Annotated in this window: 11 protein-coding genes; 5 read left to right on the top strand and 6 right to left on the bottom strand. The window is 68.7% G+C overall.

What is annotated here, in order from left to right; all coding sequences use genetic code 11:
• Nucleotides 1–82: 82 nt before the first annotated feature.
• Entirely contained in the window at nucleotides 83–892 is an 810-nt protein-coding gene (gene dkgB / locus DCO49_RS17430) for a 2,5-didehydrogluconate reductase DkgB (protein WP_116865072.1), read from the bottom strand.
• 87 nt (nucleotides 893–979) lie between these two features.
• Nucleotides 980–2,194 carry an MFS transporter gene (locus tag DCO49_RS17425; protein ID WP_116865071.1) on the bottom strand — a complete coding sequence of 405 codons (1,215 nt, stop codon included), beginning with the start codon at nucleotides 2,192–2,194 and terminating at the stop codon, nucleotides 980–982.
• Nucleotides 2,195–2,299: 105 nt separating this feature from the next.
• On the opposite strand from DCO49_RS17425, the gene DCO49_RS17420 reads away from it, so the two are divergent.
• Nucleotides 2,300–3,202, top strand: a complete 903-nt coding sequence (locus DCO49_RS17420) for a LysR family transcriptional regulator (RefSeq protein ID WP_116865070.1) — start codon at nucleotides 2,300–2,302, stop codon at nucleotides 3,200–3,202.
• A gap of 72 nt (nucleotides 3,203–3,274) precedes the next feature.
• Here the strand turns inward: DCO49_RS17420 and DCO49_RS17415 are convergent, their stop codons facing one another.
• Nucleotides 3,275–5,395, bottom strand: coding sequence for a methyl-accepting chemotaxis protein (locus DCO49_RS17415; RefSeq protein WP_116865069.1), 2,121 nt, complete (start codon nucleotides 5,393–5,395; stop codon nucleotides 3,275–3,277).
• Between the two features lie 183 nt (nucleotides 5,396–5,578).
• Here DCO49_RS17415 and DCO49_RS17410 point away from each other — a divergent pair, with 183 nt between their 5' ends.
• Both DCO49_RS17410 and DCO49_RS17405 read left to right on the top strand, forming a co-directional pair.
• Nucleotides 5,579–6,034, top strand: coding sequence for an Rrf2 family transcriptional regulator (locus DCO49_RS17410; protein ID WP_116865068.1), 456 nt, complete (start codon nucleotides 5,579–5,581; stop codon nucleotides 6,032–6,034).
• Entirely contained in the window at nucleotides 6,024–6,929 is a 906-nt protein-coding gene (locus DCO49_RS17405; RefSeq protein WP_116865067.1) for an NAD(P)/FAD-dependent oxidoreductase, read from the top strand. The genes DCO49_RS17410 and DCO49_RS17405 overlap by 11 nt, the downstream gene beginning before the upstream one ends.
• A 133-nt stretch (nucleotides 6,930–7,062) precedes the next feature.
• Here DCO49_RS17405 and DCO49_RS17400 read toward each other — a convergent pair whose 3' ends face one another.
• The gene (locus DCO49_RS17400; protein ID WP_116865066.1) at nucleotides 7,063–8,019 is read right to left on the bottom strand and encodes an aldo/keto reductase; all 957 of its coding nucleotides are present in this window, start codon (nucleotides 8,017–8,019) and stop codon (nucleotides 7,063–7,065) included.
• Nucleotides 8,020–8,188: 169 nt separating this feature from the next.
• Between DCO49_RS17400 and DCO49_RS17395 the strand changes: the two genes are divergently transcribed.
• Together DCO49_RS17395 and DCO49_RS17390 are read left to right on the top strand one after the other, a co-directional pair.
• The gene (locus tag DCO49_RS17395; protein ID WP_116865065.1) at nucleotides 8,189–9,046 is read left to right on the top strand and encodes a class I SAM-dependent methyltransferase; all 858 of its coding nucleotides are present in this window, start codon (nucleotides 8,189–8,191) and stop codon (nucleotides 9,044–9,046) included.
• 80 nt (nucleotides 9,047–9,126) lie between these two features.
• Nucleotides 9,127–9,666, top strand: coding sequence for a pseudouridine synthase (locus DCO49_RS17390; protein ID WP_116865064.1), 540 nt, complete (start codon nucleotides 9,127–9,129; stop codon nucleotides 9,664–9,666).
• Nucleotides 9,667–9,775: 109 nt separating this feature from the next.
• On the opposite strand, the gene DCO49_RS17385 is transcribed toward DCO49_RS17390, so the two are convergent.
• Both DCO49_RS17385 and DCO49_RS17380 read right to left on the bottom strand, forming a co-directional pair.
• Nucleotides 9,776–10,165 carry a hypothetical protein gene (locus tag DCO49_RS17385; protein ID WP_116865063.1) on the bottom strand — a complete coding sequence of 130 codons (390 nt, stop codon included), beginning with the start codon at nucleotides 10,163–10,165 and terminating at the stop codon, nucleotides 9,776–9,778.
• Nucleotides 10,166–10,358: 193 nt separating this feature from the next.
• Nucleotides 10,359–11,669: ATP-dependent helicase C-terminal domain-containing protein (locus DCO49_RS17380; protein ID WP_279325650.1), on the bottom strand; the 1,311-nt coding region annotated here is incomplete at its 5' end.

Genomic DNA, 11,669 nt, shown 5'->3' with positions numbered 1-11,669 from the left:
ACCCACGCGTATCCGGTAGCGCCGGCTCACGCCCGGCGTAGGTTTCCCACGGTAGCGCCGGGCCATGCCCGGCGGCCGTTCCTCAATCCCAGGCCGGGGCGATGCCTTCCGGGTTGGCCAGGCGCTGGCCACGATCGAGCTTGGCGATCTGCGCCATGTCGTCGTCGGTCAGGCGGATCGCCGCCGCTTCCAGGTTGCCGGCCAGGTTCTCGCGCTTGGTCGACGACGGGATGACCGCAAAGCCCTGCTGCAGTGCCCAGGCCAGTGCGACCTGTGCCGGGGTGGCCTGGTGGCGGCCGGCGATGGCCTGGATCACCGGGTCCTTCAGCACTTCGCCGTAGGCCAGGCTCATGTAGGCGGTGATGCGGATGCCGTTGTCCTGCAGGAACTTCACCAGCAGGCGGTTCTGCAGGTACGGATGGATCTCGATCTGGTTGGTGGCGATGGCATCGGCACCGAGGATCTCGATCGCCTTGCGGGTCTGCGCGATGGTGAAGTTGGAGATGCCGATCTCACGGGTCAGGCCCTGTGCCTTGGCCTCGGCCAGCGCCGGCAGGTATTCCTCCATCGGCACGTCCACCTGGTCATTCGGCGAGGGCCAGTGGATCAGGGTCAGCTCGACGTGGTCGGTGCGCAGCTTTTCCAGGCTGGTGCGCAGGCTGGCCAGCAGCGCATCGCGCTTGAACTCGGTGATCCACACCTTGGTGGTCAGGTAGATGTCGTCGCGCGGCACGCCGGATTCGGCGATGGCCTGGCCGACCTCGGCTTCGTTGCCGTAGATCTGCGCGGTATCGATGGCGCGGTAACCGACGTCCAGCGCATTGCGGACGGAATCGATCACGGTCTGGTCTTTCAGGCGGAAGGTGCCAAGACCAAAGGCGGGGACAGTCATGGGAAGCTCCAACGGGGGGAAAGGAGTGAACAGGAAGGGTAGGCCAGGGACCGTGTGCATGCCGGCAACGGTGCATTGCGTTGCCGGTCAGTGCGCGGTGACGGCGATGCCGTCGGCACGGTGGTCGACGCCATCGCGGCGGTCCAGGCGGCCGCTGAGGACGGTCAGTGCGTAGGCCAGCACCACCACCAGCGCGCCCAGCCACGGCGTGTGCAACAGGCCGATGTGCTCCACCACCAGGCCGCCCAGCGAGGCGCCCAGGGCGATGCCGATGTTGAACGCAGCGATGTTCAGGCCCGAGGCCACATCAGTGGCCTGCGGCGCGTAACGCTGCGCCTGCTTGACCACATACACCTGCAGGCCCGGCACGTTGCCGAACGCCACCGCGCCCAGGGCCAGCACGGTCAGCAGCATCAGCCAGGTGTTGTAGGCGGTGAAGGTCAGCACGAACAGCACGATGGCCAGCAGCGCGAAGATGCGCTTCAGTGCCGGCACCGGGCCAAGGCGGTCGGCCAGGCGGCCGCCCCACAGGTTGCCGATCGCCACCGACACGCCGTACACCAGCAGCACCAGGCTGACCGCGTTGGCCGAGAAGCCGGTGACGTCCTGCAGGATCGGCGCCAGGTAGGTGAAGGCCAGGAACGTACCGCCATAGCCCAGTGCGGTCATCGCATAGACCAGCAGCAGGCGCGGCTGGGCCAGCACGCCCAGCTGCTGGCGGAAGCTGGCCGGCGCGCTCTGCGGCACGTTGCGCGGTACGAACAGCAGCGCGCCCAGCAGGGCCACCACGCCCAGCCCGGCCACCGCCAGGAAGGTCGCGCGCCAGCCCAGGTGCTGGCCGATGAAGGTGCCCAGCGGCACGCCGGTCACCAGCGCCACCGTCAGGCCGGTGAACATGATGGCGATCGCGCTGGCGGCCTTCTCCTTCGGCACCACTGCGGTGGCGATGATCGAGCCGATGGAGAAGAACACGCCATGGGCCAGGCCGGTGAGGATGCGGGCGACGATCAGCGAGGTGTAGCCCGGTGCCATCCAGGCGATGACGTTGCCGAGGGTGAACATCAGCATCAGCGCGACCAGCAGCTGCTTGCGCGGCACCCGGCCGGTCAGTGCGGTCAGCACCGGCGCGCCGATGGCCACGCCCAGGGCATACAACGAGACCAGCAGGCCGGCCGAGGGCAGGCTGACGTGCAGGTCGGCGGCGATGGTCGGAATGAGGCCGACGATGACGAACTCGGTGGTGCCGATGGCGAAGGCGCCGAGGGTCAGCGCCAGCAGCGCGAGGGGAATGCCACGGGTCATGGCAGGCTCCGGAGGGAAGGAAGGCGCGCAGTGTGCGCGGCGGACCTTTGCCGAAAAACCGGTCTTCACGCCAATCACTCTTGCCTGCTGGTCAATAATGGCGCCATGAAGACCACCCTCGACGAAATGCAGGCCTTCCTGGCGGTGATCGACAGCGGCTCGATCAGTGCCGCCGCCGAGCAGCTGGGGCAGACCCCCTCGGGCGTCAGCCGCGCGCTGGGCCGGCTGGAAGAGAAGCTGGGCACCACCCTGCTGACCCGCACCACCCGCCGCCTGCACCTGACCGCCGAGGGCGAGGCCTACCTGCGCCATGCGCGGGCGATCATCGATGCGGTGGAATCGGCCGAGGAACAAATGGCGGCCCGCCGCGAGCGCCCGGCCGGGCGACTACGCGTGGATGCGGCCATGCCCTTTGTGCTGCACGTGATCGCGCCGCTGGTGGCCAGCTACCGCGCGCGCTACCCGGAGGTGCAGCTGGAACTGAACAGTTCCGAGCGCTACATCGACCTGCTCGAGCGGCGCACCGACCTGGCCATCCGCATCGGCCCGCTGGCCGATTCCACCCTGCACGCGCGCTCGCTGGGACGCTGCCGGCTGCAGCTGGTGGCCAGCCCGGCCTATCTGGTCGCACACGGCGAACCGGCCAGCGTGGCCGCGCTGGGCCAGCACACGCTGTTGAGCTTCAACGAACCGGAATCACTGAACCGCTGGCCGCTGCCGGGCGATGCCGACGGGCAGCTGCTGGTGCGCCCGGATATCGCCGTCTCCAGCGGCGAGACCCTGCGCCGGCTGGCGGTGGAAGGCGTGGGCATCACCTGCCTGTCCGACTTCGTCACCGACCGCGACCGCGCCGCTGGCACCCTGGTGCCGGTGCTGGCCGCGCAGACGCTGGATGTGTACCAGCCGATCCACGCGGTGTACTACCGCAACACTGCAGTGTCGGCGCGCATCAGCTCGTTCCTCGACCACCTGGGCGAGGGGATGGCACAGGGCGATTACGTGCGCTGAGGTGAGCCGAGCGTAGGCTCGGCTCTACAGATCCCTCGCGATGGTAGCGCCGGGCCACGCCCGGCGGGTCCCTCACGCCGCGTGCGCGAGGGCATCCTTCGTCGTCGCCGCACTCGACAGATCAAACACATCCACCGCTTCGATCAAGCGGTCGGCCTGCTGTTCCAGGCTGCGCGCGGCGGCACTTGCTTCTTCCACCAGCGCAGCGTTCTGCTGGGTGGTGCCATCCATCTGGATCACGGTCTGGCTGACCTGCTCGATACCCGCGCTCTGTTCCTGCGAGGCAGCGGAAATCTCGGCCATGATGTCGGTCACCCGCTGCACCGAGGCCACGATCTCGGCCATCGTGTCACCGGCCTGGCGCACGCGCTGCGCGCCGTGGCCGACCTGCTCCACCGACGCTTCGATCAGCGTCTTGATCTCCTTGGCCGCGGCCGCCGAACGCTGCGCCAGCGTACGCACCTCACTGGCGACCACTGCGAAGCCACGACCCTGTTCGCCGGCACGCGCCGCTTCCACCGCCGCATTCAACGCGAGGATGTTGGTCTGGAAGGCGATGCCATCGATGACGCTGATGATCGCGGCGATCTGCCGCGACGACGTCTCGATCGCGCCCATGGTCGCCACCACCTGGCCGACCACTTCGCCGCCCTGCGAGGCCACGCCATGCGCGCCGATCGCCAGCTGGTTGGCCTGGCGCGCGTGCTCGGCGTTCTGGCGCACGGTGGAGGTCAGTTCCTCCATCGACGCGGCGGTCTCTTCCAGATTCGCGGCCTGCTGTTCGGTACGGCGTGACAGGTCGTTGTTGCCGGCCGCAATCTCGGCCGCGGCCGAATGGATGCTGTCCGAGGTGTGCTTGATGTCGGTAACGATCGTCGCCAGCTGCGCCGCCGTGGTGTTGGCATCGCCGGCGATGCGCGCGAACACACCCTGGAAATCACCGTGCATGCGTGCGCCCAAGCGGCCATCGGCGATCGCCCGCAGCATCGTCGAGACCTCGGCCAGATTGTGGTCGGCAGCGTGCATGAGCCGATTCAACCCATCGACCATCGCGCGGAAGTCATGCTCGAAGTTCGCGCTGTCGCCGCGTTGGCTGAAGTCGCCCGCCGCCGCGGCCGTGGCCAAGCGGCGAATCTCGCCGTTGATGGCGCCCAGGTTCTGCTTGGCGGTATGCAGCGTGTCGGTAATGATCGCCTTTTCGCCCGGCAGCGCCTCCATATCCTCGCTCAGGTCGCCCACAGCGTAGCGGCCGATGATGCTGACCGCACGCATCTTCACTTGGATGTGCGCGTCGACCAGCGCATTGGTGTCGGCCACCATGCGCCCGTACGCGCCGGGGAAGGCGCTGGCCTGCATGCGGTGGCTGATGGTGCCGGCGTCGTGCGCCTGCGCCATCGCCGCCTGCGCGGCGAGCACGTCGCGCAGGGTGCCCTGCACGGCCTGCATGGCCTGCGCCAGGCGGCCGATCTCATCGCGGCTGCGTACCTGCACCACATGGTCCAGATCGCCGGCGGCCACCGCGCGTGCTGCGGCTTCCACCGCCAGCACCGGCTGCACCACCGCGCGCCGCAGCCACCAGCCGAGGCCAGCCAGCAGCAGCACGGCCGCCGCGATGGTCAGCGCGGCGGACAGCACCAGCGTGCGCCGTGCCTGCTGCGAACGTGCGCTCACTGCGGCCTCGGCCACCTGGGCGGTTTGCGTGCCCAGTGCATCCAGCGCGGCGGCCACGGGCCGATCCTTGCCGCGCACCAGGGTGTCGCCGGCGGCCGGGTCGTAGCCAGCATCGGCGAACGCCTGCAGGGCGGCGTGGTAGTCCTTCTGCAGCTGCGCATGCAGGCCACTGAACGCCTGTGCCATGTCGCGCGTGCGGGCATCGGGGCTGTTGGCCAGGCCGGCGGCCAGCGTCTCCACCAGCTTCCCTTCGTCATCGAAGGCCTGCAGGTGGCGCTGGCGCAGCGCCTCATCGTGGCCGCGCAGCAGCACGTTCTTCCATTCCTGCACCTGGCCGCGGAACTCGCGCTGCAGGCGTTCGGCGTCGCGGCTGTGGGCGACTTCCGCGGGCACGTCGGTGGATAGCTTCAGCCACGCAGAAGCGAGGCCGGCCAGGGCGCATAGCAGGACGATGGCCAGGCCAACGGAAACAGCACCCAGCAGCTTCGACTGCAGCCGCGGCGCACGGGAAGAGGCGTTCATGGGGTGAACTCTTGGAAGGGGTGCGATGCGGTATCGACCGCGCTTGAGGGCTCTGAAGTGCAAAGCCCGTCACATTACTGTTGCGTTTAGAGAGGTGAAGGGAATGTTTAATAGGACGAATGTGTCCAGATGGAACGAAAGCAGACCCTCGACAGGTGGTTTAAATGTAACTATCGTAGTTACATGAGATCCGCTGAACCGCTCTCCGACGCCCTGCACGTGATGGCCCACCTGGTCGGCCAGGAAGGCCCGCGTACCTCCGAACAACTGGCCACCTGCCTGCCGACCCACCCGGTGGTGATCCGCCGCCTGCTGGCGCAGATGCACAAGGCCGGGCTGGTGCGCAGCACGCGCGGCCACGGCGGCGGCAGCCAGCTGGCACGCGATGCAGCGCAGATCAGCCTGCACGACATCTACCTGGCGGTCGGTGCGCCGCCGCTGGTGCAGGTCGGCCAGCGCGACAACGGCGGTGGCTGCCCGATCCAGCAGCTGGTCAACCAGGCCCTGCAGGACGGCGCGCGGGAGGCCCAGCGCCTGCTCGAAGCGCGCCTGCAGGCCAGCACCCTGGACCAGCTGGGCGCCGACTTCGCCCGCCATCTTGCCCATCACCGTTCCCTGGAAGGTCCCCATGAATCCTGATGTCCTCATCGTCGGCGGCAGCTACGCAGGCATTGCCGCCGGCCTGATACTGGCCCGCGCGCGCCGTCCGGTCACGATCATCGACAGCGGCCTGCCGCGTAACAGTGCCGCCAGCCACTCGCATGGCGTGCCTGGCCAGGACGGCATCAGCGGCGCCGAGCTGCTGAAGAATGCACGCCAGCAGCTGCTCGATTACCCCACCGTGCGCTGGCTGCAGGGCGAGGTGGTGCACGCGCAGTCCACGGCCGAGGGCGTGGAGCTGCGTACCGCCGATGGCCAGGTGCTGGCTGCGCGCAAGCTGCTGCTGGCCACTGGCATCGCCGACCAGCTGCCCGAGCTGCCGGGCCTGGCCGAACGCTGGGGCAGCACCGTGCTGCACTGCCCGTACTGCCATGGCTACGAAGTCGGCGGCGGTGCCATCGGCCTGCTCGGTGGCCATCCGATGTCGGCGGCCAAGGCGACGCTGTTCGCCGACTGGGGCAATGTCACTTTCTTCGGCCAGGGCTTGCCGATCAGCGATGAAGAGCAGGCCGCCATGCAGCAGCGCGGCGTGCAGATCGAGACCACCCCGGTGGTGGGCGTGCAGGGCGAACAGCCGACGTGGCTGGAAGTGGAACTGGCCGATGGCCGCCGCATCGCCCAGCGTGCGCTGTTCGTGCCGGCCATGCAGCAGATGGCCACGCCGTTGGTGCAGCAGCTCGGCTGTGCGCTGGTGGAAAGCCCGCTGGGCGTGCTGGTCGAGGTCGACATGATGAAGCAGACCTCGGTGGCGAACGTGTACGCCGCGGGCGACGCGACCACGGTCGGCAACATCACCCTGGCGATGGCCGAAGGCGTGCGTGCCGGCATCGGCGTGCACCACGCGCTGGTGGGCGAGGACAGCGTGCCGCGCTGAGTGCGGCGGGGTCGGATCCCTTTCGTGGAAAGGGCTCCGACCCCTGACTCGCCTTGACGCCGACCCTGGTCCGCGCCGTTGGGGTCAGAGCCCTTTCTGCGAAAGGGATCTGACCCCGGCGTGGATGGTCCAATCAACCCTCGGCGCTGGCCGCGTCCAGCTGTGCGATGTCCTGCACGCTCAGGCCGACATTGGCGGCCGCCAGCAGGTCGTGCAGCTGCTCGACGCTGGTGGCGCTGACGATCGGCGCGGTGATCGACGGCCGTGCGATCTGCCACGCCAGCGCGATCTGCGCGGCACTGGCGTTGTGCTTGCTGGCCACATCATCCAGTGCCTGCAGGATGCGCAGGCCCCGCGGGTTCAGGTAGCGCTTGACCACGTTCTCGCCGCGCGCCGGGCTCTTGCTGGCATCGGCCGGGGTGCGGTACTTGCCGCTGAGGAAGCCGCTGGCCAGTGCGTAGTAACCGATCACGCCGATCTGCTCGCGCTGCACCAGCGGTTCCAGTTCCTTCTCGTAACCAGCACGGTCGTACAGGTTGTACTCCGGCTGCAGGGTTTCATAACGCGGCAGCTTGTAATCGGTGGACACCTTCAGCGCATCGGCCAGGCGCGTGGCGCTGTAGTTGGAAGCGCCGATGGCGCGCACCTTGCCCGCTTCGATCAACCGACCGAATGCGGCCAGGGTGGCTTCCAGCGGCGTCGATTCGTCATCCTCGTGGGCCTGGTACAGGTCGATCACATCCGTCTGCAGGCGGCGCAGCGAATCTTCCACCGCAGCGTTGATGTTGTCCGGGGTCAGGCCGGGGCGCTCGGCCCACTTGGCCACCTTGGTCGCCAGCACCACCTTGTCGCGCTTGCCGCTGCGCGCGAACCACTTGCCGATCAGGGTTTCCGATTCGCCGCCTTCGTTGCCCGGCACCCAGGCCGAATAGACATCAGCGGTGTCGACCAGGTTGAAGCCGGCATCGACGAAGGCATCGAGCAGGGCGAAGCTGGCCTTCTCATCGGCGCTCCAGCCAAACACGTTGCCACCGAAGGCGAGCGGACGTACATGCAGGCCGGAACGGCCCAGTTCGCGGGTTGCCGTCATGGGCACGGACTCCTTGGGGGTAGTCCTGCAGCATAGAACGCGCCGTGTGACCGCGCTGCGGCGTCGAACACAAAACAGTGTTCCGTCGCGGGCGCGTGGCTAACGTTTTGTGAACACCTTGCACGCGGCGGCTGCTAGTCTCGCCGCATCTTCCGCTGGAATCGCCCCGATGATCGCTGCCTCGTCCCTGCGTAGCTGCCGCCTGCTGCTTGCCTCGGCCCTGCTCGTTGCTGTTCCCGCATTCGCTGCACCGGCCACGGTGGCACCGGCGAAGATCCAGGTCTCGCCGGCCATGGATGCCGCAGTGAAGGCATCGACCCGCGACCCCGCCAATGTGAAACGCGACAACTACCGCCATCCGGCGCAGTCGCTGGCCTTCTTCAAGGTCGCACCGGAAAAGACCGTCATCGAGATCACCCCCGGCAACGGCTGGTACTCGGAAATCCTGGCGCCGCTGCTGCGTGACAAGGGCCACTACATCGCCGCCGTGGTCGATCCGGCCGCCGTGCCCGAAGGCCGTGGACGCGATTACCAGCAGCGCAGCCGCGATGGCCTGGAAAAGAAGTTCACCGGCGCACCGGCCCAGTTCGACAAGGCCGCCGTGGTCGGCTACGACCCGGCCAAGCCGGTGTTCGGCCCGGCCAATTCGGCCGATGTCGTGCTGACCTTCCGCAACGTGCACAACTGGCGCAAGGCCGGCCAGGCGCAGGGCATGTTCCAGGGCTTCTTCAACGTGCTGAAGCCGGGCGGCGTGCTGGGCGTGGTCGAGCATCGCGCCAAGGCCGACGTCGCCGATGACGACGACACCGGCTATGTCGGCCAGCAGCAGGTGATCGCCATGGCCGAGGCCGCGGGTTTCAAGCTGGACGCGCGCAGCGAGGTCAATGCCAACCCGCGTGACACCAAGGACCACCCGAACGGTGTCTGGACCCTGCCGCCGACCAACCAGCACGACAAGGCCGACGACGCCAGGTACCAGGCCATCGGCGAAAGCGACCGCATGACCCTGCGCTTCGTGAAGCCGTAGGCCGGTAGCGCCGGGCCCGCCCGGCGAGCGTGCAGCGCGGCGTGGGACAATGCATCACCCCGCCGCCTGCCGCTTCCGCAATGCTGATCGCCTTCAACAAGCCCTTCAACGTGCTCTGCCAGTTCACCGACCGCAGCGTGCCGCCGCGGCCGACGCTGGCCGGCTTCGGCCTGCCGCCACGCGTGTATGCCGCTGGCCGGCTCGACCATGACAGCGAGGGTCTGCTGCTGCTGACCGACAACGGCACGCTGGCGCACAAGCTGACCGACCCGAAGCACAAGGCCGACAAGACCTATTGGGTGCAGGTGGAAGGCACGCCCAGCGACGAGCAGCTGCAGCAGCTGCGCGACGGCGTGGTCCTGAACGATGGGCCGACTTTACCGGCGAAGATCGAGCGCCTCGATCCGGCGCCGGAGCTGTGGCTGCGGGATCCGCCGGTGCGTTTCCGCAAGACCGTGCCGGACAGCTGGCTGGCCATTACGATCCGCGAAGGACGCAACCGCCAGGTGCGGCGGATGACCGCGGCGGTGAACCTGCCAACCCTGCGCCTGGTGCGCGTGTCGATGGGGCCATACCGGCTGGATGACCTGCAGCCGGGGCAGTGGCGGCAGATCGGCTGAGCCGGACTGCAGAAACAAAAAGGGTCGGAGCCCTCCCTGCGGAAGGGATCCGACCCTGGATCGGGGTCAGCCCCCTTCCGCAGGAAGGGCCCTGACCCGCAGGCCGACCTCAGGCATCGCTGCCGATGTCGCTGTGCTCGTCCACCACGGTGTGGTTGCGGCGGTCACGCGCGTTGATACGCTTGGCCTGCCCTTCCACCACCTGGCCGTTGGCGGCCTTCTTCTTCTGCTGCTTGCGGTACAGCGCGTAGCCAAGCAGGCCCACGCCCACGGCAGCGGCGGTGATGGCCACGGCCGGGTTGCGGCGCACGAACTTGGTGGCGACCTTGCCGCCGGTCTTCACCGCACCCACGGCGGCGCCGGTCTTGATCCAGTCACTGGCCTGCGGGCCGAGGTGGCGCAGGCTGCCGCCAGCGCTCTTCAGGCCATCACCCGCGGTGTGCGCCAGTTCCAGGGCGCGCTCCAGGGCGCGGTCGGTGATAACGGTCAGCTTGCTCATGCGGGGGGTCCTTTGCCTCGGGTCGAAGTCCAGTGTGTCGTGCTGCCTGTAAACGGTATGTCAGTCAGGGCAGTGGATGAGGTGACTCTACCCGGTCCATTCAGGAACAGGCAGGAATCCATGGTGGCGCCGGGCCATGCCCGGCGGATCTGTTGCAGCGCCGCCGGGCACGGCCAGGCGCTACCGGAATTCGTCAGGTTCCCCGCGGCTTGGCCCGGTGCGTCGCCGTCGCCGTCCACGGGTCGTCCGGCCACGGATGGCGCGGGTAGCGGCCCTTCATCTCCTTCTTGACCTCGGCATAGGTGTTTTCCCAAAAGTTGCGCAGGTCCTGGGTCACCTGCAGCGGGCGGCCGCCCGGCGACAGCAGGTGCAGGGTCAGCGGCACGCGGCCATCGGCGATGCGCGGGGTGTCGGCCAGGCCGAACAGTTCCTGCAGCTTCACCGCCAGCACCGGCGGCAGCGGTTCACCGCTCTCGCTGTCCAGCGCATAGCTGATCGGTCGTTCCAGCCCCGAGGGCACGGTGATGCGGATCGGCGCATGGCGCTCCACCAGCTGCCGCTGCGACCATTCGAGCGGCGACTTCAGCGCTTCACCGAAGCTGCTCTCGTCCAGGGCATCCAGCCGCGTCTTGCCGGCGAAGGCCGGCTGCAGCCACTGCGCGCGCGTGGTCAGCAGGGCGGCGTCGCTGCAGTCGGGCAGGCCGAGCTCGGGCATCCAGCGGCGCAGCGATTCCACCCGCGCCTGCCACTGGCGCAGCCCCTCGGTCCACGGCAGCGCGGACAGGCCGAGTTCGGCCACCGCATCGGTCAGTGCCTGCGCGGCATGCTGCGGATCGACGCGGCCGGCCGAGCGGCTGTCCAGCACGATACGGTCGAAGCGCGTCTCGCGCAGGGCCACCAGGGCGCGGCGCTCGCTGTCCCAGCGCACGGTGTCCTCGGTGACGAAGCGCTGCGGCCATGCCGCGCGCAACGCGTTTTCATCCACGGGCGCGGCGCGCAGCAGCAGGGCATCGCGTGCTTCATAGCGCAGCTCGCTGACCACCAGCCACGGCTCGCCGCGCAGGTCGCTCAGTTCATGCAGGCGCGCGCTGCGGCCGTTGGCCAGCAGGTAGCGCAGCGGATCGCTGGGGTGCTGGAAGCCGATGCGGTCGGGGAAGGCGTGGGCCAGCAGATCACCCAGTTCATGCGCTTCGATGCTGCTGGGCGGCGTGGCGTCGCAGCGCAGGCGTCGGCGCCACTGCTTGGCGGCGGCATCGATGGCGGCCAGTCCGCTGCGGTTGGCATCGGACGGCGCACGACCATTGCGGAATGCCGCCAGTGCACGCCAGCGCGCGGCCAGCGCATCGCCGCCCTGGCGCAGCGGATCGCGTGCTTCCAGCAGTGCGGCCAGATCGGCGGCCAGCGCTTGTGCGCGCGCATCGGGCGCGGCCAGCAGCATCGCCGCCATGCGCGGGTGGGTGCCCAGCGCCAGTACGCGGCGACCGAGTGCGGTGATCGCGCCGGT

The organism is Stenotrophomonas sp. SPM (assembly GCF_003105135.1).
GTDB lineage: Bacteria > Pseudomonadota > Gammaproteobacteria > Xanthomonadales > Xanthomonadaceae > Stenotrophomonas.
Note: the sequence above shows the minus strand (reverse complement) of the source record. Positions and strands in the feature narration are given on the sequence as shown.

What these genes read in the sequence shown, in the direction of transcription:
- dkgB (WP_116865072.1), bottom strand. Translation starts at nt 892, where the DNA reads ATGACTGTCCCCGCCTTTGGTCTTGGCACCTTCCGCCTGAAAGACCAG.
- DCO49_RS17425 (WP_116865071.1), bottom strand. Translation starts at nt 2,194, where the DNA reads ATGACCCGTGGCATTCCCCTCGCGCTGCTGGCGCTGACCCTCGGCGCC.
- DCO49_RS17420 (WP_116865070.1), top strand. Translation starts at nt 2,300, where the DNA reads ATGAAGACCACCCTCGACGAAATGCAGGCCTTCCTGGCGGTGATCGAC.
- DCO49_RS17415 (WP_116865069.1), bottom strand. Translation starts at nt 5,395, where the DNA reads ATGAACGCCTCTTCCCGTGCGCCGCGGCTGCAGTCGAAGCTGCTGGGT.
- DCO49_RS17410 (WP_116865068.1), top strand. Translation starts at nt 5,579, where the DNA reads ATGAGATCCGCTGAACCGCTCTCCGACGCCCTGCACGTGATGGCCCAC.
- DCO49_RS17405 (WP_116865067.1), top strand. Translation starts at nt 6,024, where the DNA reads ATGAATCCTGATGTCCTCATCGTCGGCGGCAGCTACGCAGGCATTGCC.
- DCO49_RS17400 (WP_116865066.1), bottom strand. Translation starts at nt 8,019, where the DNA reads ATGACGGCAACCCGCGAACTGGGCCGTTCCGGCCTGCATGTACGTCCG.
- DCO49_RS17395 (WP_116865065.1), top strand. Translation starts at nt 8,189, where the DNA reads ATGATCGCTGCCTCGTCCCTGCGTAGCTGCCGCCTGCTGCTTGCCTCG.
- DCO49_RS17390 (WP_116865064.1), top strand. Translation starts at nt 9,127, where the DNA reads ATGCTGATCGCCTTCAACAAGCCCTTCAACGTGCTCTGCCAGTTCACC.
- DCO49_RS17385 (WP_116865063.1), bottom strand. Translation starts at nt 10,165, where the DNA reads ATGAGCAAGCTGACCGTTATCACCGACCGCGCCCTGGAGCGCGCCCTG.